A 19,351-nucleotide genomic window follows, 5' to 3' on the forward strand; every position below is an offset into this window, starting at 1 on the left:
GGACCCGGTGCCTCCACCCCTAAAAGGTCGTATAGTGCGCAAGTCGCCAAATAAAAATAACGAGAACTTTTAATGTCCCAACTCGAACACATCGAAGCCATCGAAAAACGCCTGTGGAGTGCCGCCGACAACCTGCGCGCCAACTCCAACTATGCCAGCAACGAATACTTCCTGCCTGTCATGGGTCTGGTGTTTCTGCGCCACGCTTACAGTCGCTATCTGGCGGTGAAGGCGCGCATCGAGTCCAACCTGCCCAGTCGCGGCGGCAAGACGCGCGCGCTGACCAAGGAGGATTTCTCCCAGCAGGGGGCCATCTTCCTGCAACCCAAGGCCCAGTTCGATTATCTCGTTTCACTCCCCGACAGCGAGGACCGCGCCCGCGCCATCATCGAGGCGATGGACTCCATCGAGGCGAACTACGAGAACCTGCGCGGCACCCTGCCCAAGGGTGAATATCAGCTGCTGGAAAATCAGGTCCTTGGACATCTCCTGCGCACCCTCAACCCCGAAGAGCTAAAGAGGGTCAAGGGCGATGTCTTCGGCCGCATCTACGAATACTTCCTCACCCAGTTCGCCGGTCAGGGCGCCCACGACGGCGGCGAGTTCTTCACCCCGGTATCCCTGGTCTCGCTCATCGCCCACGTGCTCGACCCCGAGCGCGGCACCGTGCTGGACCCGGCCTGCGGCTCCGGCGGCATGTTCGTGCAGAGCGCGCGCATCGTCGAGGAGCATGGCGACAGCCCCACGGAAAAACTCACCTTCCGTGGCCTGGAGAAGAACGCCACCACCATCCGTCTGGCCAAGATGAACCTCGCCGTCCACGGCCTGGAGGGCGACATCCAGAAGGCCATCACCTACTACGAAGACCCGCACGAACTGCTCGGCAAGGCCGACTACGTGATGGCCAATCCGCCCTTCAACGTCGACGAGATCGACGCCGACAAGGTCAAGAGCGACCCACGCCTGCCCTTCGGCCTGCCCGGCGTCAACAAAAAGGAAAAGGTCAGCAACGGCAACTACATCTGGATCAGCTACTTCTACAGCTACCTGAGCGACAAGGGCAAAGCCGGTTTCGTCATGTCCTCCCAGGCCTCCAGCGCCGGTGGCGGCGAGGCCAAGGTGCGGCAGAAGCTGATCGAGACCGGCGACGTCGACGCCATGATCGCCATCCGCTCCAACTTCTTCTACACCCGCACCGTGCCCTGCGAACTGTGGTTTTTTGATAAAGCCAAAGGAAACTCCCCTCTCTCGCATTCAAGGGTGAGAGGCCACAACACCGTCCTCATGATCGACGCGCGCAACGTCTATCGCAAGGTCACGCGCAAGATCTACGACTTCTCCCCCGAGCAGCAGCAGAACCTGCAAGCCATCGTCTGGCTCTACAGGGGGGAAACTGAACGCTACCTGCAACTGGTATCGCAATACCTCGGCAATGTCGTCGACGAGGCGCAAGCCTGTTTTGAATGGGAAGATGAAACTGGTCAGACTGCACAGCCATTACCTGAATATGCTGAGACACTTCAGGTATTACGAAAAACAGTGGCTCCATTCCTCAAAAGCCAGCCCCAAACCGGACCGCAGGCGGAAGTGCTGAAAGAGCTGGAAAAAGAGATAGAACTGTTCGATCAAGACACCGAACAGTTTCGCAAGCGTGCGCAGAAGGCCGCCAAACAATGGCAGGCCGCACCGGACAACAACGCCGCACTGCTCAAACTCACCCAAGAGTTCGCGCCCATGGCCGAGGCCAGCCGCGACCTGATCAAACAGACCGACCTCATCTACAAGCTCGCCACTCGCCTCATCGACGCCCTGGAATCCTCCCCTCTCCCTCCGGGAGAGGGGCCGGGGGTGAGGACCACCACCCGCGCCCGCAAGGCCACCGACGAAGCCCGCCACTTCGCCATCGAACAACTCAAGCAGGTGCGCTACTTCTGGAAGCAGGCCCACTGGCTCACCGAACGTTTCCCTGAGGCCAAACTGCGCGACGTGGCAGGGCTGGTTAAATTGGTGGACATCAAAGAGATCGAAGCCAACGACTGGAGCCTCACCCCCGGCCGCTACGTCGGTGTTGCCCCTGAGGAAGTTGACGAAAACTTCGACTTCGAAGAGACCCTGCGCGAGATCCACGTCGAGCTGGAAGACCTCAACGCCGAGGCCGTCACCCTGGCTGCGACCATCAAAAGGAATTTTGAGGAGTTGGGGGTATGAAACCCGCAAGGCTCGGTGAACTGTGTACCTTGAACTACGGGAGGGCTCACTGCGGCTATGAACAGGAACCTCAAGAGACGCTGCCCGTCGAAGTATTTGGAACAAACGGCCCCATTGGCTGGGCTACGAGGCCGCTCTATGAGCAGCCCACAATCATCATTGGGAGAAAGGGGGCTTATCGAGGCGTTCATTATTCATCTGGTCCTTCATGGACGATCGACACTGCGTACTATCTTACTTTGCTAGATGACGATATTGATCTGAAATGGCTGTATTACCGCCTTCTACTCGTTGATATCAATCGCATGGATAGCGGTTCTGCAATCCCGTCCACGAAGCGTGAGGATTTCTATAGCGTTAGCATCGGAGTGCCTTCTTTCCAGGAACAGAAATGTATCGCCTCCATTCTCTCCGCCTACGACGACCTGATCGAAAACAACCGGCGGCGGATACAGTTGCTGGAACAGGCCGCACGTCTGCTCTACAAGGAATGGTTCGTCCACCTCCGCTTCCCCGGCCACGAACACGTCAAAATCAAAGACGGTGTGCCGGAGGGGTGGGAGAAGACAACAGTGGGCGATGCATCCTCTTTTATTTCGCGTGGCATAACACCCACTTATGACGACGAAGCTCTTGGCACTGTTATCAATCAGAAATGCATTCGCGATCAGCGAGTGTCGACGAATTTCGCTCGACGGCAGTCCAAAGAAGTAACGCCCAACAAGCTCGTTAGATATGGCGATGTTCTAGTGAATTCTACCGGGCAAGGAACGCTTGGGCGTGTTGCTCAGTTTCTTGATGCTATAGAAAACTGCACCGTTGATTCTCACATCACAATTGCGCGACCCGATGAGGACGTGCCGGTTTTCCTCTACGGCCATCATATTGCTTCGATGGAAGATTACTTAGCAAGCATGGGTCGAGGCGCAACGAACCAAACAGAATTATCCAAGGATGTCGTGGCTGGGTTACCTTTATTGAAACCACCTCATCTGCTGGCGGAGCAATTCGAGTCCTTTGCCAAGGATACCGCGGATCAAGTTAGGAACCTGACACAACAAAACGCTATGCTCGCCAAAGCTCGCGACCTACTCCTGCCGCGATTGATGAGCGGGGTGTTGGCGGTATGAGTATGAGCAGGAAATATCCTCAGTCCGATATCAAGATACTATACGGACTAGCTGCCGCTCGATGTGCGTTTCGGAAGTGTCGCCATGAGTTGGTGCTTGAGGGCACCTCCACCGATAAAACCAAACAGATCGGTAAGATCGCCCATATTGTTGCACATTCTCAGGGAGGGCCTCGCTCAGACCCGGCATACCCTAAGCACAAACTGGACGCATACGAAAACTGGCTGCTCCTCTGTCCGACTTGCCACGACACCGTTGATGCCCACGAGGGCAAATACGATGCGCAGTTTCTGCGAGACCTGAAGACCGAGCATGAACGATGGGTTCAAGAAACCCTCAATGACTCCATGTCAGAAGTTACGTTTGCAGAGCTAGAGGTAGCCATTTGTGGCATTGCTCAGCAGAAAACAGATAGGACCGTTGGATTCACGGTCATTACGCCAGACGAAAAGATCGCCAAGAATCAATTGTCAGATGCCAGCCGCGCCATGATCGCCATGGGATTGATGCAGGGAAGTCAAGTAAAGTCATACCTTGAGAGCGTGGAACAGTTGGACTCTGGATTTATCGATCGTTTGATAGCGGGATTCAAAGAAAGATACATCCAATTGGTCGGTGATTCTCAACTGAATAGCGACGCGATATTTGAAGAGTTGCTTGATTTTTCCTGCGGGAGTGCGACTGACTTCCGCACGCGAGCTGCTGGGCTCGCTCTCCTTGCGCATTTGTTCGAGACATGCGAGGTCTTCGAGAAATGATCCTGCCGTCAAAGCACATCTCGGAGGAGCAGGCACTGCTCGGCGTTGGTGCGGTTCTTCTCGACGAGTTGCGGAACCCGCAAACGGTGACCAGCCTTTGGGAAAAGGTGCGGACACATCGTTCCGTCGGTACCTTTGAGCGCTTCGTCTTGGCTCTGGATATGCTACACATAACCGGCGTCGTATCAATGTCGAATGGACTGATCGAGAGGGAAAGCAGATGATTCATGGCATTTATGCCAACCAGCCTAGCTTCCACCCGGTTGAATTTACAACGGGGCTTAATGTTGTCCTGGCAGAACGCACTGATGCTTCGTCCAAAAAGGACACACGAAATGGACTCGGGAAATCGACGCTGATTGAGATCATCGATTTTTGCTTGGGGTCCAGAGCAACAAAAGGCAAGGGGCTGATTCAAGAATCGCTCGCGGATTGGGCCTTCACCATTGATATAACGCTTGCCGGTCACCGTATCAAGGCCACTCGCGCCATCGCGACCCCGAATCGCATTAGCATTGAGGGGCCGACGGCCAGCTGGATCGAACAGCCCGATAGGGATGAAGAAACTGGCGAACGCATTTTCAACTGGGAACGGTGGAAAACTCTTCTCGGGTGGGCGCTATTCGGGCTGCCACGCTCCAATGATGCCTTCAAATACACGCCCACCTATCGCAGCCTGATCTCCTACTATGTCCGGCGTGGCCCCGATGCCTATAACGATCCCTTTCGGCACTTCAGACAGCAGCAGACATGGGACATCCAACTGAACACCGCCTATCTGCTGGGTTTAAATTGGGAGTATGTAGCTCAATGGCAGAGCCTGAAGGATCAGGAGAATGGCATCAAGGCGATTGATCAAGCCATCAAGACCAGAGCCATGGACGGGATGATGGGTACCGTTGGCGAACTGGAGGCGCAGCGGATTCAGTTGGAACAAGAGGTGAAAGGGGCCGAAAGCGCTCTGACCTCATTTAAGGTTCACCCACAGTACGAGTCGATCCAGACGGAAGCAGATCGAATCACCGGCGAACTGCATGAACTGACCAACCAGAACGTCGCAGATAGAAGGCGGCTGGCGCGGTACAAAGAGTCAATATCGGACGAGAAGCCGCCAAATCCGTTGGCCCTTGAGAAACTTTATGAAGAATCTGGCCTCGTGTTCCCTGCGGCCGTTCGCCGCACCCTCACAGAGGCTAAAGAGTTTCATGAACGCATTGTCGTTAACCGTCGTGCTTTTCTGGAAACTGAAATCGCCAGAATCGAAAGGGCAATCCAGGAGCGCAACGCGAAAATCAAACAGCTTACCGAGTCTCGCGCTGCCTCGTTGGAAGTCTTGCGCACTCACGGGGCGCTTCAGGAGATGACCAAGCTACAAGAGCGGAATGTTGAGATAAAGGGCCGTCTTGACAGGGTGCAATCCAGAATCCGAGAGGTTAAGGAACTCAACGCCCGCAAACGTGAGATAAAAGTAGTTAAGGCGGAACTCACCAAAGTTGCCGAGCAGGATTACGACCAAAGACGCGAGTCATGGAGCGAGGCTGTCCGGTTATTTAACGATCACTCGCAATCTCTCTACAAAACCCCTGGCAAGCTCGTGATTGACATCGGGGATACAGGATACAAATACCAGGTCGAGATCGAACGCAGCGGTAGCGGAGGTATTGGGAAGATGAAGGTCTTTTGTTTCGACCTTATGCTGCTCCAGCTCGCCCAAAAAACCCCTGGCCGTGTCGATTTCCTGGTGCACGACAGCATTCTTTACGATGGTGTTGATTCCCGTCAAAGGGCACTTGCACTTGAACGGGCAGCTAACGTGACCGATGAGGCCGGTATTCAATACATATGTACCCTGAATTCGGACATGGTTCCCCGCGATGACTTCTCTGAGGGCTTCGATTTTGACCAGCATGTCCGTTTGACGCTCACGGATAAAGCTCAATCGGGGAGTCTTCTTGGTGTCAGGTTCGAAAGGCGAGGGAAATGAACGCATACACAGAAGACACCCTCGTCCAGCAGACCAGCTCCGACTACCTGGAACAGCAGCTCTGCTGGAAGTTGCTGGCTGCCTATATTAAACCCAGATTGTCCATTAGCCCCAAAACCGTTCGCCCTAAGCCTGTCGAAGGGTCGTTCATGGTTCGACAAGCTCACCACGAACGGCGTTGTGCGCTCTATTTCACCTAATGGACAATCTGGGTTAAACGAGGGTTTCGCGCCGGGAAATCTGCTGGGACGCGACACAACAAGGAGGCTATATGAGTGACATCGTCATCTTCGAGGCGGATGCGCAGCAGGTCGAGGTGCGGCTGGAGGGGGAAACCCTGTGGGTTACCCAGAGCCAGATGGGGGAGTTGTTTGGCACTTCTACTGACAACATCAGCCTACATCTGAAGAACATATATCAAGACAATGAGTTAGGCGAGCAGGCAACTACCGAGGATTTCTCGGTAGTTCGTCAGGAAGGTGCCAGACAGGTCAAGCGCCAGCTCAAGCACTATAACCTCGACGCTATTATATCAGTCGGCTACCGGGTCAATTCCAGCCAAGCCACCCGTTTCCGCCAGTGGGCCACCCGCGTGCTGCGCGAGCATCTGACCCAGGGCTACAGCCTCAACGAACACCGCCTAGCCCAGCAAGGTCTGGCGGAACTGGAGCAGACGGTGGACCTGCTGGGCAAGACGCTGACCCGGCAGGCGCTGGTGACTGATATCGGACGGGAGGTGGTCGGCCTGATTCTCGGCTATGCCAAGACCTGGCGATTGCTGCTGGACTACGATGAGAACAAGCTTAGTGTGCCTGCCGATGCCCAACCCGCTCGCGGGGTGTTGGGGCTTGAAGAGGCGCGCCGGGCGCTCGATGCCTTAACAGGAGAGTTACGCCAGCGCGGCGAGGCCAGCGAGTTGTTTGCCCGCGACCGGGGTGATGGGCTGGCGGCCATCCTGGGCAATATCGAGCAGACCATGTTTGGTGACCCGCTTTATAAGACCCGTGAGGAACGCGCCGCGCATCTGCTTTACTTTGTGATCAAAAATCACCCGTTCTCGGACGGCAACAAGCGTTCCGGGGCCTTTCTATTTTTGCTCTATCTGCGCCAGGAGGGGATGCGGCTGACGCTGGATGAAAACGGCCTGACGGCACTGACGCTGTTGATTGCCGAGAGTGACCCGAAGGCCAAGGATCTGATGGTGCGGCTGGCGATGAACCTGCTGGCCGTGGGGGCTGGGATAAATAAAAACGAGAACGCACCCCAGGCCGCACCATGAGGCACAATAATTAACATCAAATGATATGTATCACTAAATAAGGTGTTGCTATGCGCACGACCCTGAATATTGATGACCAATTACTGGATGAAGCCCGGCGCATTACCGGCATGACCGAGAAGGCGGCCCTGGTGCGGGAGGGGCTGCGCGCCTTGATCGAACGCGAGAGTGCCCGCCGCCTGGCGCGACTGAGGGGCAGTGAGCCGCAGTTGGAGTCTGTGTCCCGTCGGCAGTCTGTGAAAGATTGATCGTCTGACATTGAACTACACCGAAGATACCCTTGTCCGGCGGATCACCGCCGACTACCTGGAGCAGCAGTGCAAGGATTGGCCGGCCATGACCAGACGGTGAACCTGCCGGGCAAGACCTTGACCGGCCAGGCCTGCCTTTCATCTGGCCAGCACAAAACATTTCATTTGGACGGCCGCCAAACTTTCATTTAGTCGGCCCCAGGGTTACACTTGGCCTCTATGACAGACGCTCCTCTCCATGCCCGATTTCTGTTGCCTCGCCTGACCGAGGCGCTGGCCGATACGCCAGTGGTGCTGATTCATGGGCCGCGCCAATGCGGCAAAACCACCTTGGCCCGGCAGGTGGGCGATGCCGAGGGTTATGCCTATCTCAGTTTTGATGATGATGTGCAGCGCGCCTCGGCGCAGGCTGACCCGGTCGGCTTTGTCGCCGATCTGCCCGATAAGGTGGTGCTGGACGAAGTGCAGCGGGTGCCGGGCCTGTTCACTTCGCTGAAGGCGACTGTGGATGCTAATCGGCGGCCGGGGCGCTTCATTCTGACTGGCTCGGCCAATGTGCTGCTGGTTCCCAAGCTGGCGGATTCGCTGGCGGGGCGGATGGAAATCCTGCGCCTGCATCCGCTAGCCCAGGCCGAACTGGCCGGGGCAGAACCCGGTTTTCTGCCCGCGTTATTCGGCAAGGGTTTCAAGGCGGGTGCTTCCGGCCATCGGCTGGGAAAGGCACTGGCCGAGCGCGTGGCCGCCGGTGGTTATCCGGCCGCGTTGGCGCGCTCCACCGCCCGCCGCCGCGCTGCCTGGTATCGCGACTACACCGACACCCTGGTGCAGCGCGATGTACGTGACCTCGCCCGCATCCGTGCCCTGGACGCCTTGCCCCGTTTGCTGGCACTGGCCGCCGGGCAGTCCTCACGCTTATTGAATGTGGCCGATCTGACCGCGCCGTTCCAGTTGAGCCGACCAACCATTCGAGACTATATGACCCTGCTGGCGCGGTTGTTCCTGCTGGAAGAACTGCCGCCCTGGCACAGCAACCGCCTGAGCCGCCTGATCAAGACACCCAAGCTGCACTTGGGCGACACCGGGCTGGCCTGCGCCCTGCTCGGCGTGGACGCGGCTACCCTGTGGGCGGATCGCGCCCTGTATGGGCAACTGCTGGAAACCTTCGTTTATCAGGAGCTGCGCCGCCAGGCAAGCTGGCAGGAAGAGCCGGTGACGTTCCATCATTACCGCGACAAGGAAGCTGCCGAAGTGGATGTGGTGCTGGAGTCCGGCGGACAACTGTCCGGTGTCGAGGTCAAGGCCGCCGCTACGGTCACCACTGCCGACTTCAAGGGTTTGCGCAAGCTCAAGGATGCGGTCGGTGATCGCTTTGCGGCGGGCGTGGTGCTTTACGATGGCAGTGCGGTCGCCTCCTTCGGCGACGGCCTGTTTGCGGTGCCAATTTCGATGTTGTGGGAAATGCCATGAGCCCAAGCCACTACACCGAAGACACCCTCGTCCAGCAGACCACCGCCGACTATTTTGAGCAGCAGCTTGGCTGGAAGTCGGTGTACGCTTACAACAACGAGGACTTCGGTCCGGGTAGCCTGTTGGGCCGCGCTTCTGATCGTGAGGTGGTGCTGACTCGTACACTACGCGAGAAACTGGTGGCGCTGAATCCGGGCCTGCCGGATGCGGCCTATGATGATGCCGTGCGGCAGATCACCGCCATTGTCGCCTCGCAGACCCTGGCCGCCACCAACCGCGAAAAATACGCCCAGATGCGCGATGGGGTGCAGGTTACCTTTCGCAACGACAACGGCGAGCGGGTACGGCAACGGCTGCGGATGTTTGATTTCGATGAGCCGGACAATAACGATTTTCTCTGCGTGCGCGAACTGTGGGTGCGCGGTGACCTCTACCGGCGGCGGGCGGATATCATTGGTTTCGTCAACGGCCTGCCGCTGCTGTTCATCGAATGCAAGAACCTGCACAAGAATCTCAAGACTGCCTTCGAGCAGAACTTCTCCGACTATCGCGACACCATTCCACATCTGTTTCACCACAACGCCATCGTGATGTTCGGCAACGGTGAGCAGGCGAAGATCGGTTCTATTACCAGCCGCTGGGGACATTTTAACGAGTGGAAACGTCTGGCCGAAGAGGCGCCGGGAGTTGTGGACATGGAGACGCTGCTCAAGGGCGTGTGTGAGAAGCGTAATTTTCTCGACCTGGTGGAGAACTTCATTCTGTTTGATGAGTCTGCCGGCGAGCCGAGGAAGATCATCGCCCGTAACCACCAGTTTCTTGGCGTCAACCGCGCCATCGCATCAGTGCGAGACCGCAAGGCGCGACAAGGCAAATTGGGGGTATTCTGGCACACCCAGGGCTCGGGCAAGAGCTACTCGATGGTGATGTTCACCCGCAAGGTACACCGCAAGCTCGGTGGCAACTTTACCTTCCTGGTGCTGACCGACCGCGAGGACCTCGACACTCAGATCTACAAGACCTTTGCCAATTGCGGCGTGGTGAGTGACCAGGAGCCGAGCCGGGCCGCCAGCGGCCATCACCTGAATGAGCTGCTGACCCAGCACAAGGCCTATGTGTTCTCGCTGATCCAGAAATTCAATCAAAAGGTGGAGCCGGAACAGCCCTATAGCGAGCGTGACGATATCATCGTCATCACCGACGAGGCGCACCGCACCCAGTACGGCACGCTGGCGCTCAACCTGCGCAACGCCCTGCCCAATGCCAGCTACATCGGCTTTACCGGCACGCCGCTGTTCAAAGACGATGAAATCACGCGACGGGTGTTCGGTGAGTATGTCTCCACCTACGATTTTCAGCGGGCGGTGGAAGACAAGGCCACGGTGCCGCTCTATTACGACGCCCGTGGCGAGAAACTGGGAGTGGCCATTGGCGACCTCAACGAACGCATTGCCGAAAAACTGGAAGAGCTGGAGACCGACAATATCGATGTCGAACAGCGGTTGGAGCGGGAACTCAAGCGCGACTACCACATCATTACCGCCGACAAGCGGCTCGATCAGGTGGCGCGCGACTTCGTGCGTCACTACTCCACCGCATGGGAGACCGGCAAGGCAATGCTGGTGTGCATCGACAAGGTGACCTGTGTACGCATGCATAAGTTGATCGGGTTTTATTGGGATGAATGCACCCGCAAGCTGGAGAAGGAACTGGCATCGATCACCGACGAACAGGAGGAGCTGTTCCGCCAACGCCAGATCGACTGGATGCGCGAGACACGCATGGCGGTGGTGGTAAGCGAAGAGCAGGGCGAGGTGGACAAGTTCCGCAAGTGGGAGCTGGACATCACCCCGCACCGCAGGTTGATGAAAGAAGGCATCGACCTGCCCGAGTCGATGCAAGGCAAGCCCGAGTACCGCAACCTGCAGGCGATGGCGCTGGATGATGCCTTCAAGGCAGAGGAGCATCCGTTGCGCGTCGCCATCGTATGCGCGATGTGGCTGACCGGTTTCGATGTGCCGAGCCTCTCCACACTCTACCTCGACAAACCACTCAAGGCCCATACCCTGATGCAGGCCATCGCCCGCGCTAACCGCGTGAATGAAGGTAAGAACAACGGCCTGATCGTGGATTATTGTGGCATCCTCAAACACCTGCGCAAGGCGCTAGCAACCTTTGCCGGTACGCAGCCGGAAGGCGAAGGTGGTGAGATCGATCCCGCGCGGCCGGACGAGGAATTGTTGGCAGACCTGGCGGAAGCGATTGCCTTCGTGCGCGCATTCCTCGACGAACGGGATGCTACACTTGACGACGTCATTCAGAAGTCTGGCTTCGAACGCAATGCGGCCATTGCCGCATGTAAGGAAGCAGCCAACGAAAACGACGAGAGCCGCAAGCGTTTCGAGGTGATGTGCCGCGAGGTGTTCAAGAAGTTTAAGGCGTGCATCAACGTTGAGGGCATCAACGCCTACCGCTCTGATCGGGATGCGATCAATATCATCTACAAGAGCTTGCAGCAGGACCGCGAGCAGGCCGATATCACCGACATCATCCGGCAACTGCACTTGGTGGTGAACGAGGCAATTGACGTGCGCAGCGGTAGCCAAGATTATCCATCTTCGACATATGACATCAGCAAGATCGATTTTGACCGCCTACGCAAAGAGTTTGAGCGCAGCCCGCGAAAAAACACCACCGTCCAGAACCTGCGGCAGGCCGTGGAGCAACGATTGCAACGCCTCTTGCTGCAAAATCCGCTACGCACCGACTTCCAGCAACACTACGAACAGATCGTTTCCGAGTACAACCGCGAGAAGGACAGAGTGACCATTGAGAAGACCTTCGAGTCCTTATTCAAGCTGGTTCAGGAACTCGATGATGAAGAGCACCGCGCAGTGCGCGAGGGACTGGATGAAGAATCGCTGGCGATTTTCGACCTGATGAGAAAACCGGATCTCGACGCAGCCGAGATCAAACGCATCAAGACGGTCGCGGTGCAATTGCTTGAAAGGTTGAAGGCCGAAAAACTCCAGGTGGACCACTGGCGCGAGAAGGAATCCACGCGCGACGCCGTCCGCATTGCCATTCGGGACTTCTTGTGGAGCGATGACACGGGTTTGCCTGTAGATAGTTACACCGATGCCGATGTGGGCACCAGGGCCGAGGAGGTTTTCAAGCATGTTTATCGCGTCTATCCGAGAGTGCCATCGCCCTACTATGCGAATCTGCCGAGCCAGCAACATGTCGGACTTAGGGGGTCGTAGCAAGCGCGAAGCGCCCATGAAGGGCGTAATACCTGCCCTTGGGGGAAAAAGCGGGGGGTGCAAAGACGGTTTTTCGCTATTTCGGAGGAAAATAGCTGAATGATTTAATTGGTGGGCGATACTGGGATCGAACCAGTGGCCCCTGCCGTGTGAAGGCAGTGCTCTACCGCTGAGCTAATCGCCCCAATGTGAGGGGCGAATTTTACGGCTATAGACAGGAACCGTCAAATATTTCCTGCGCTTTAGGGATAGGTATGCGCAAAGACGGCGCAACTTTTGCTAATATGGCGCTATTACCCGGAGGTATTCACATGATCGACCCCAAAATTCTTGATGATCTGGCAAAACGCCTCGCCGATGCCGTCCCTTCCGGTATCCGCGACCTGCAGCGTGATCTGGAAAAAAACTTCCGAGCGGTACTCCAGGGGGCGTTTGCCAAGTTGGATCTGGTGACGCGTGAGGAGTTCGATGTGCAAACAGCGGTGCTTAACCGCACGCGCACCAAGCTTGATGCGCTGGAGCAACAGGTCGCCGACATGGAAAAGTTGATCAAGAATCAGGCAGAGTGAGCGCGGTAAACGGCTGCGTGTGCGGGATCTGATCAACCATGTCGCTCGCCATAGTCTTCAGCCGGGCGCAGGCCGGCATCGACGCCCCACTGGTAACGGTGGAGGTGCATCTTTCCAATGGTCTGCCCAGCCTGTCCATCGTTGGGCTGCCTGAGATGGCGGTCAAGGAGAGTAAAGACCGTGTGCGCGGTGCTTTGCTGAATGCGAACTTTGATTTCCCCGCGCGGCGAATTACCGTCAATCTTGCCCCCGCTGATCTGCCCAAAGAGGGTGGACGCTTTGACCTGCCGATCGCCTTGGGGATTCTGGCCGCGTCCGGGCAAATACCCGCTCAAGGGCTGGCTGAATACGAGTTTGCCGGAGAGCTGGCGCTGAGCGGCGAGCTACGCCCGCTGCGTGGCGTGCTCCCTGTCGCCGTCCAGGCACGCAATGCCGAGCATACTTTGGTAATCCCCCTGGAAAACGCCGCCGAGGCCGCGCTGGTCGGCGACGCGACGGTGCTGGGCGCCCGCCACTTGCTGGAGGTATGCGCCCATCTCCATGGGAGCCGGTTGTTGCCGCCCCATGTTGCAACGCCGAGCAGTCCAGCCGGACATCCTGAGGAGCATGAGCCGAACGATCTGGCTGAGGTACGCGGCCAGCATCACGCCAAGCGTGCCCTTGAAATCGCTGCAGCAGGCGGTCACAGCCTGCTGCTGATCGGCCCGCCCGGCACCGGCAAAACCATGCTGGCCAGCCGTCTGCCAGGCATCCTGCCATTGATGACGGAGGATGAGGCACTGGAAACCGCCGCCATCACGTCCATCAGCGATGCTGGCTTCGCACCGACCCGCTTCAATAAGCGCCCATTTCGTGCGCCCCATCATACGGCGTCCGGAGTGGCTCTGGTGGGGGGTGGCTCTCACCCCCGCCCAGGCGAGATCTCGCTGGCACACAACGGCGTGCTGTTTCTCGATGAATTGCCGGAATTTGATCGAAAAGTGCTGGAGGTGTTGCGTGAACCGCTGGAATCCGGCCATATCACAATTTCACGCGCCGCACGGCAGGCGACCTTCCCGGCGCGCTTCCAGTTTGTCGCGGCGATGAATCCCTGTCCGTGCGGCTATCATGGTGATGCCAACGGCCGCTGCCGCTGCACTGTGGAACAGGTGCAGCGCTACCGGGCACGCGTGTCCGGCCCGCTGCTGGACCGCATCGACATGCACATCGAAGTGCCCCGTTTGCCACGCGAACTTCTGCGCGCCGGGGCTGAGAACAGCGGCGAAACCAGCGCCCAGGTACGCGCACGCGTCGCGACCGCACGCGCGCATCAGATGCAGCGCACCAACAAGCCGAACTGCGCACTGAGCAACCGTCAGATCGAACGCGTCTGCCGCCTGAATGACAGTGATGCAAAATTGCTGGAACAGGCCATCGAACGCTTGGGGCTGTCGGCACGTGCCTATCACCGTATTCTGAAGGTGGCGCGCACCATCTCCGATCTGGCGGGCAGCGAGACGATCAACACTGCCCACCTTAGCGAGGCCATATCCTACCGGCGGCTAGACCGCCGCGGGCAATAAATCCCCCTCAATCCCCCTTTGGAAAAGGGGGCGGGGGGATTCAGGGCGCCGGATTAGCCGCCGGTGCTGCTGGGGCATTTGCCTGAGGCTTCTTCTGGCGGGGGTTAATCTTGTACATCGCAATGCTGACACCCTTCATCGTGTCATCCCGCACCGTCAAAACCTCGTTGGCCTCGCCTTTGGAGTATTTGGTTTTATAGCGGGAAATATACACCGTGCCCGTCAAAATAGTGTTGGTCACCGTATCTTTCAGCTCATAGCTTTGCAAGTCACCCAACTCTTCATTGTTGTGTGTCAGATAGGCCATCCATTCATCAGGGGATTCCTCCGGCGCAAACATCGCCGTCGCCTGCTCAAAATTCTTCTGTTTGATCAGCTCGTAAAATTGCTTGTCAATATCACGCATCTCTGGGCTGCGCGGCGGATCACTGCAGCCGGCCAACATGAACGACAAAAGGAAAAACATGCCAGACAGAAAAATGGTCTTGGATGTCCTGGAATTATTCATGATGATGTACCCTAATCCAAACCGTTATAAAAGATGCGTGCTCTCTTGCGAGCCGACGACATTACATATTGTATTAAAATTTGTGGCACAAGAATACCTGCGTGCGCGCACCCACCTGCTCGGATATGATAGAACCCATACACTGTTCAGAGAGACATCCATCATTGCATAACAACACCTGTAACACCATCACAACCACGCATCTCGCCAACAACGTGACCATTGTCAGCCGCGCCATGCCCAACACACATAGCGCAGCGCTTGGAGCATGGATACTCAATGGCGGACGTCATCAGACAGAGGAACAGGCTGGTTACGCCCATCTGCTGGAACACCTGCTGTTCAAAGGCTGCGAGGGAATGGATGCGCTGACCATGGCGCGCCGCTTCGAGGCGATGGGTGGACAGATCAACGCGCATACCGGGCGTGAGCTGACGGCCCTGCATGGGCTTGTGCCGGAGCAGAATCTGCTGGAATTGCTCGACATGTTTATCACCATGCTGCTCACCCCCCGCTTTAATGAGCGCGATCTGGCCGTAGAGCGTGAAGTGGTGCTACAGGAAATGGCGATGATCGAGGATACGCCGGAAGAGGCTGTGGAAGAGTCCGCCATCGAACTGGCGTGGCCCCACCATCCACTCGGCTGGCCGATTCTGGGCCGCCAGGCGGTCGTCGAGAACGCCACAGCCGAAGGGATGCATGACTACTTGCGTAGCCTGCTAACGGGTAACCGCTTATGGATAATAGCGGCTGGCGCGGTGGATCACGTGGCGCTGGTGGAGGCATGCGCACGGTTGGCGGCGTTGCCGCGGGGCGCACCGCCAGCCCAACCACCACCGGTTTTTACCGGTGGACACCATAGTGCGCAGCAAGATCTGACGCAGAGCCATTTATTGTGGGGCATGGTGGCGCCGTCGGTGAGTGATGAGCGTTACCCAACATTGGTGCTTGCCAATCATTTGCTGGGCGGAGGGGTGTCTTCACGGCTCTTCCAGGAGATCCGTGAACAACGCGGCCTGGCCTACGCTATTCAATCGCGCCTTGAGCTATATTCCGATTGTGGCCTATGGCTGATCCAGACCGCCTGCGAACCCGATCGCGCCCAGGAATGCCACCAGGCAGTGGAAGACACTCTCTTGCGGCTTATGCGTAACGGGCCGGATACGGACGAGGTGGAAAATTCGCGCAACCACCTGCGCGCCTCCATGCTCATCGCAGAGGATGACCCCGAAGAAAATATGGAACGTCTGGCGCGCGAGGCGATCTATCTGAAACGGCACCCGACAATGGAAGAACGTCTGGCACAATTGGCGGAGATCACGCCGGAAGCGGTGATGGATAATTTACATCGGGCTTGGTCTAGCACATTAAATTTGGAATGGTCACCATGAATAGGGGGCATCATGATCTTCAAGCAACTTTTCGAGCCTAACTCATCAAGCTACACCTATCTGCTGGGCTGCCGTGACTCAGGGCTGGCGGTGCTTATCGACCCGGTTTTAGAGACCGTGGAGCGCGATCAGCAGGTCTTGCAGGAACTTGGGTTGAAGCTCGCCTATTCCATAGAAACACATATCCATGCCGACCATCTTACCGGCGCACGCAAACTGAAATACCAGCTGGGCAGCAAAATTGCCGGGCCCGCAATGGATGACATTCCCTGCCGCGATATTGGATTGCAGGAAGGCGAAACATTCCGCGTGGGCACGATGGAGATACACCCGTTGCTCACTCCCGGACATACCGCCACACATCACGCCTATCTGCTCGACAATAGCGTGCATCAAATGCTGTTCAGCGGCGATGCCTTATTGATTGATGGCTGTGGGCGCACGGATTTTCAGGGTGGCAACCCCGTTACGCTTTATGAATCCATACAAAGAAAATTATTTACCCTGCCCGATGAAACCCTGGTGTATCCGGGGCACGACTACGTCGGCCATCAGATCTCCACCATAGGCCAGGAAAAGACACGGAACCCACGGCTTGGCGGCGGCAAGACCCTGGATGAATTCATAGAGATCATGAACGCGCTGAAACTACCCTACCCAAGAAAAATGGACTTCGCAGTGCCTGGGAATCTGTTGTGCGGCGAATGCCCGCCCGATGTACCTGAGGAATTCAGGGGGCCGTGCGAGGTTGATTATCAGGGTTAAAAAAACGCCCTGCACACAATACGGGGCGCTTTCAGAATATGAAGAAACGTATTAATTATTTCGGCGTTTTTTCAGAATTACTTCTTCTCTTCTTTCTTCTCTTCAGCCTTGGTTTCTTTCTTCTCTTCGGCCTTTGTTTCTGCCTTATGATGCTTCTTCATTTCCGTGTGCTTCTTCATTTCCTTGTGCTCAGCGGCCGGTGCCGGTGCCGCTGCCCCAGCTGCCTTCTCATCGGCGTTAGCCACGGTCGAGAAACCGAACAAGGTGGTAATAGCAATCGCAGCAGCACCAATTAAAGCTTTATTCATTTCGCAATCCTCGCTAGATAATGACGTACCTGACATCTGGTGGCTTAGGCAATAAACATCCTGTTCACCATCGGTTTTGATGATACCACAAATAATTATAGGGTTTAGCAATGCGCTGTTATTGATATCTGACCGCGAGCCACGACAAAAAACTGACACACTGACTCATTACCCCCCATAAGCAGCACTTCAACAAACTCGCTCGCCCTGGTTATTTAGGAATATTTCTGTCGTCCTCTTTTTTCCGTTCTTTATTGCCTTCTGCTTTGGCGGCATGTTTATCCATTTTGCTCATGTCCGCATGTTTATTGTGACCTTTGGTGTCGTGTCCGTCGCGCTCAACGGCCACTATTCCTGCCGCTTCAGCCTCCTTATCGCCGGCATTCGCCACGGCGAAAACACCAAACGAAGCAACCATCGCCATCGCGGCAGCGCCAATCAGAATCTTATTCATCAAGCAGATCTCCTTAAAAAGTTGAATTTGACAACGAACCAGATCTTTTCACTTTTTATTTTTTGGTGAAAAGATGTGCAGGCGCGCCCGCAAACGCCTGAGCGTCATTGCGTCGCTGCTGTCCGGCGCGAGCACCACGGAACGGCGGCGAGCCCGTAGCGGCAGGCGTTCTTGTATATCGGCACGATCCAGCTCAAAGTTGAGCACTACCAGCAATGGGTGTACATAACTGCCGGGCAGCAGACGCGCAACAATCTCTTTGCCGCCAGCGGTATGGAGCTTCCAGCCATCATCGCAGTCCCATACCAAACGGAGAATGGCGCGCTTGTCGCGCAACAAGGCGTGGGTGTTGAGAGTGTACGTCAAACTGGCAAGAATCACGCCTGCCAGCAGCAGCATTTCCCATACAGGCAGGGCAAGCGGCGGGATCAAGGCCAACGCGCCGCCGTGGGCAAGCAGCATCAGCCCTGCAAGCTGGGGAGAATAACGCAGATCAATTTGTAACGGGGCGGCGGATTTTAGCGACGACATCAGCAATGGCCTTATCAGTTGGGATCATGCGTCCCAGCATATATTCAAGTAAAACGGTGTCAGGATAGCCGAGCAGATCAGCAAATGCCTGCTGTTCCGGCGTGGTCAGGGCGTCAAACTGCCCATCAAGAAACGCCTGCAGCAGGAGATCCAGCTCCAGCATGCCACGGCGGCATTGCCAGTACAATCGCGCACGTTCTGCATTCTCCATTTAGATCAAATGCTTCAACATTAGTTTCTTGATTTTCCCGATTGCCTTGGTGGGATTCAATCCCTTGGGGCAGACATCGACACAGTTCATGACGGTGTGGCAACGGAACAGCCGGTACGGACCTTCCAGCGCTTCCAGACGCTCTGCCGTAGCCTGGTCGCGGCTATCGGCGAGAAAGCGATAGGCTTGCAATAGCGCTGCCGGACCACGGAATTTGTCAGGGTTCCACCAGAACGAGGGGCAGGCGGTGGAGCAGCAGCCACACAGGATACATTCATACAAACCGTCGAGTTCGTCGCGCTGTTCGGGCGTCTGAAGATACTCAACTTCAGGCTCGGGATCATGAACGATGAGATAGGGCTGGATGGCACGGTACTGGTGGTAAAACTGGCTCATATCAACCACCAGATCGCGGATCACCGGCATGCCGGGCACGGGTCTAATCTCGATCGGTTGTTTGAGGTTGGCAAGCGGTGTGATGCAAGCCAGCCCGTTGCGTCCATTGATGTTCATGGCATCCGAACCGCACACGCCTTCGCCGCAGGAGTGGCGGAAGGACAGGCTTTCGTCGTTGGCTTTGATCAGGCGCAGCGCGTCGAGCAGCATCATGCCAGGGGCGACATCCGCGTCCGGCAGATCAATGTCCTGCATGCGGGGCGCGGCATCCGTTTCAGGGTTGTAGCGGTAAATGGAGAAGCGCATATGGGTACCC

The 19,351-nt window shown here is 56.7% G+C and carries 20 protein-coding genes and 1 tRNA gene; 14 read left to right on the forward strand and 7 right to left on the reverse strand.

Annotation, left to right across the window (positions count from 1 at the left end; all coding sequences use genetic code 11):
- Window positions 1–72: 72 nt before the first annotated feature.
- The 10 genes from M3A44_01820 to M3A44_01865 all read left to right on the forward strand — a co-directional run bounded on the left by M3A44_01820 (window position 73) and on the right by M3A44_01865 (window position 12,340).
- Window positions 73–2,208: a type I restriction-modification system subunit M gene (locus M3A44_01820; GenBank protein MEQ6340402.1), complete on the forward strand. Its 2,136-nt coding sequence runs from the start codon at window positions 73–75 to the stop codon at window positions 2,206–2,208.
- Window positions 2,205–3,338 carry a restriction endonuclease subunit S gene (locus M3A44_01825; GenBank protein MEQ6340403.1) on the forward strand — a complete coding sequence of 378 codons (1,134 nt, stop codon included), beginning with the start codon at window positions 2,205–2,207 and terminating at the stop codon, window positions 3,336–3,338. The genes M3A44_01820 and M3A44_01825 overlap by 4 nt, the downstream gene beginning before the upstream one ends.
- Window positions 3,339–3,340: 2 nt before the next feature.
- Window positions 3,341–4,096, forward strand: a complete 756-nt coding sequence (locus tag M3A44_01830; GenBank protein ID MEQ6340404.1) for an HNH endonuclease — start codon at window positions 3,341–3,343, stop codon at window positions 4,094–4,096.
- Window positions 4,093–4,320, forward strand: a complete 228-nt coding sequence (locus M3A44_01835; protein ID MEQ6340405.1) for a hypothetical protein — start codon at window positions 4,093–4,095, stop codon at window positions 4,318–4,320. Before M3A44_01830 ends, M3A44_01835 begins: the two co-directional genes overlap by 4 nt.
- The gene (locus M3A44_01840; GenBank protein ID MEQ6340406.1) at window positions 4,317–6,080 is read left to right on the forward strand and encodes a DUF2326 domain-containing protein; all 1,764 of its coding nucleotides are present in this window, start codon (window positions 4,317–4,319) and stop codon (window positions 6,078–6,080) included. Before M3A44_01835 ends, M3A44_01840 begins: the two co-directional genes overlap by 4 nt.
- Window positions 6,077–6,280, forward strand: a complete 204-nt coding sequence (locus M3A44_01845; protein MEQ6340407.1) for a hypothetical protein — start codon at window positions 6,077–6,079, stop codon at window positions 6,278–6,280. The genes M3A44_01840 and M3A44_01845 overlap by 4 nt, the downstream gene beginning before the upstream one ends.
- Window positions 6,281–6,351: 71 nt before the next feature.
- Window positions 6,352–7,359 (forward strand): virulence RhuM family protein, encoded by a 1,008-nt coding sequence (locus tag M3A44_01850; GenBank protein ID MEQ6340408.1) that lies wholly within the window; start codon window positions 6,352–6,354, stop codon window positions 7,357–7,359.
- 50 nt (window positions 7,360–7,409) lie between these two features.
- Window positions 7,410–7,607 carry a type II toxin-antitoxin system VapB family antitoxin gene (locus tag M3A44_01855; GenBank protein MEQ6340409.1) on the forward strand — a complete coding sequence of 66 codons (198 nt, stop codon included), beginning with the start codon at window positions 7,410–7,412 and terminating at the stop codon, window positions 7,605–7,607.
- Between the two features lie 222 nt (window positions 7,608–7,829).
- On the forward strand, window positions 7,830–9,077 hold the full coding sequence (locus tag M3A44_01860; GenBank protein MEQ6340410.1) for an ATP-binding protein: 1,248 nt from the start codon (window positions 7,830–7,832) through the stop codon (window positions 9,075–9,077).
- Window positions 9,074–12,340, forward strand: a complete 3,267-nt coding sequence (locus tag M3A44_01865; protein MEQ6340411.1) for a type I restriction endonuclease subunit R — start codon at window positions 9,074–9,076, stop codon at window positions 12,338–12,340. The genes M3A44_01860 and M3A44_01865 overlap by 4 nt, the downstream gene beginning before the upstream one ends.
- 109 nt (window positions 12,341–12,449) lie before the next feature.
- Here M3A44_01865 and M3A44_01870 read toward each other — a convergent pair.
- A tRNA-Val gene (locus M3A44_01870) sits at window positions 12,450–12,524 on the reverse strand.
- 127 nt (window positions 12,525–12,651) lie between these two features.
- On the opposite strand from M3A44_01870, the gene M3A44_01875 reads away from it, so the two are divergent.
- Window positions 12,652–12,909: an accessory factor UbiK family protein gene (locus tag M3A44_01875; protein ID MEQ6340412.1), complete on the forward strand. Its 258-nt coding sequence runs from the start codon at window positions 12,652–12,654 to the stop codon at window positions 12,907–12,909.
- A gap of 38 nt (window positions 12,910–12,947) precedes the next feature.
- On the forward strand, window positions 12,948–14,471 hold the full coding sequence (locus M3A44_01880) for a YifB family Mg chelatase-like AAA ATPase (protein ID MEQ6340413.1): 1,524 nt from the start codon (window positions 12,948–12,950) through the stop codon (window positions 14,469–14,471).
- 40 nt (window positions 14,472–14,511) lie between these two features.
- Here M3A44_01880 and M3A44_01885 read toward each other — a convergent pair whose 3' ends face one another.
- Window positions 14,512–14,979 (reverse strand): hypothetical protein, encoded by a 468-nt coding sequence (locus tag M3A44_01885; protein MEQ6340414.1) that lies wholly within the window; start codon window positions 14,977–14,979, stop codon window positions 14,512–14,514.
- Window positions 14,980–15,143: 164 nt separating this feature from the next.
- Here M3A44_01885 and M3A44_01890 point away from each other — a divergent pair, with 164 nt between their 5' ends.
- Entirely contained in the window at window positions 15,144–16,370 is a 1,227-nt protein-coding gene (locus M3A44_01890; GenBank protein ID MEQ6340415.1) for an insulinase family protein, read from the forward strand.
- Window positions 16,371–16,382: 12 nt separating this feature from the next.
- Window positions 16,383–17,135 carry an MBL fold metallo-hydrolase gene (locus tag M3A44_01895; GenBank protein MEQ6340416.1) on the forward strand — a complete coding sequence of 251 codons (753 nt, stop codon included), beginning with the start codon at window positions 16,383–16,385 and terminating at the stop codon, window positions 17,133–17,135.
- A gap of 77 nt (window positions 17,136–17,212) precedes the next feature.
- Here the strand turns inward: M3A44_01895 and M3A44_01900 are convergent, their stop codons facing one another.
- The 5 genes from M3A44_01900 to M3A44_01920 all read right to left on the reverse strand — a co-directional run bounded on the left by M3A44_01900 (window position 17,213) and on the right by M3A44_01920 (window position 19,341).
- On the reverse strand, window positions 17,213–17,443 hold the full coding sequence (locus M3A44_01900) for a hypothetical protein (GenBank protein MEQ6340417.1): 231 nt from the start codon (window positions 17,441–17,443) through the stop codon (window positions 17,213–17,215).
- A 211-nt stretch (window positions 17,444–17,654) separates the two neighbouring features.
- Window positions 17,655–17,897: a hypothetical protein gene (locus tag M3A44_01905; protein MEQ6340418.1), complete on the reverse strand. Its 243-nt coding sequence runs from the start codon at window positions 17,895–17,897 to the stop codon at window positions 17,655–17,657.
- Window positions 17,898–17,945: 48 nt separating this feature from the next.
- On the reverse strand, window positions 17,946–18,428 hold the full coding sequence (locus M3A44_01910) for a hypothetical protein (protein ID MEQ6340419.1): 483 nt from the start codon (window positions 18,426–18,428) through the stop codon (window positions 17,946–17,948).
- Entirely contained in the window at window positions 18,391–18,639 is a 249-nt protein-coding gene (locus tag M3A44_01915; protein MEQ6340420.1) for a succinate dehydrogenase assembly factor 2, read from the reverse strand. The genes M3A44_01910 and M3A44_01915 overlap by 38 nt, the downstream gene beginning before the upstream one ends.
- Window positions 18,640–19,341, reverse strand: a complete 702-nt coding sequence (locus M3A44_01920) for a succinate dehydrogenase iron-sulfur subunit (protein ID MEQ6340421.1) — start codon at window positions 19,339–19,341, stop codon at window positions 18,640–18,642. It abuts the gene before it with no gap.
- Window positions 19,342–19,351: the final 10 nt, after the last annotated feature.

The sequence above is a fragment of the Gammaproteobacteria bacterium genome (assembly GCA_040183005.1).
Lineage (GTDB): Bacteria > Pseudomonadota > Gammaproteobacteria.

Bases quoted from the DNA above. Each gene is read 5' to 3' on its own strand.
- M3A44_01885 (MEQ6340414.1), bottom strand. From the start codon at position 14,979: ATGAATAATTCCAGGACATCCAAGACCATTTTTCTGTCTGGCATGTTT.
- M3A44_01910 (MEQ6340419.1), bottom strand. From the start codon at position 18,428: ATGTCGTCGCTAAAATCCGCCGCCCCGTTACAAATTGATCTGCGTTAT.
- M3A44_01845 (MEQ6340407.1), top strand. From the start codon at position 6,077: ATGAACGCATACACAGAAGACACCCTCGTCCAGCAGACCAGCTCCGAC.
- M3A44_01850 (MEQ6340408.1), top strand. From the start codon at position 6,352: ATGAGTGACATCGTCATCTTCGAGGCGGATGCGCAGCAGGTCGAGGTG.
- M3A44_01825 (MEQ6340403.1), top strand. From the start codon at position 2,205: ATGAAACCCGCAAGGCTCGGTGAACTGTGTACCTTGAACTACGGGAGG.
- M3A44_01880 (MEQ6340413.1), top strand. From the start codon at position 12,948: ATGTCGCTCGCCATAGTCTTCAGCCGGGCGCAGGCCGGCATCGACGCC.
- M3A44_01875 (MEQ6340412.1), top strand. From the start codon at position 12,652: ATGATCGACCCCAAAATTCTTGATGATCTGGCAAAACGCCTCGCCGAT.
- M3A44_01895 (MEQ6340416.1), top strand. From the start codon at position 16,383: ATGATCTTCAAGCAACTTTTCGAGCCTAACTCATCAAGCTACACCTAT.
- M3A44_01830 (MEQ6340404.1), top strand. From the start codon at position 3,341: ATGAGCAGGAAATATCCTCAGTCCGATATCAAGATACTATACGGACTA.
- M3A44_01905 (MEQ6340418.1), bottom strand. From the start codon at position 17,897: ATGAATAAGATTCTGATTGGCGCTGCCGCGATGGCGATGGTTGCTTCG.
- M3A44_01920 (MEQ6340421.1), bottom strand. From the start codon at position 19,341: ATGCGCTTCTCCATTTACCGCTACAACCCTGAAACGGATGCCGCGCCC.
- M3A44_01855 (MEQ6340409.1), top strand. From the start codon at position 7,410: ATGCGCACGACCCTGAATATTGATGACCAATTACTGGATGAAGCCCGG.
- M3A44_01860 (MEQ6340410.1), top strand. From the start codon at position 7,830: ATGACAGACGCTCCTCTCCATGCCCGATTTCTGTTGCCTCGCCTGACC.
- M3A44_01835 (MEQ6340405.1), top strand. From the start codon at position 4,093: ATGATCCTGCCGTCAAAGCACATCTCGGAGGAGCAGGCACTGCTCGGC.
- M3A44_01865 (MEQ6340411.1), top strand. From the start codon at position 9,074: ATGAGCCCAAGCCACTACACCGAAGACACCCTCGTCCAGCAGACCACC.
- M3A44_01900 (MEQ6340417.1), bottom strand. From the start codon at position 17,443: ATGAATAAAGCTTTAATTGGTGCTGCTGCGATTGCTATTACCACCTTG.
- M3A44_01820 (MEQ6340402.1), top strand. From the start codon at position 73: ATGTCCCAACTCGAACACATCGAAGCCATCGAAAAACGCCTGTGGAGT.
- M3A44_01915 (MEQ6340420.1), bottom strand. From the start codon at position 18,639: ATGGAGAATGCAGAACGTGCGCGATTGTACTGGCAATGCCGCCGTGGC.
- M3A44_01840 (MEQ6340406.1), top strand. From the start codon at position 4,317: ATGATTCATGGCATTTATGCCAACCAGCCTAGCTTCCACCCGGTTGAA.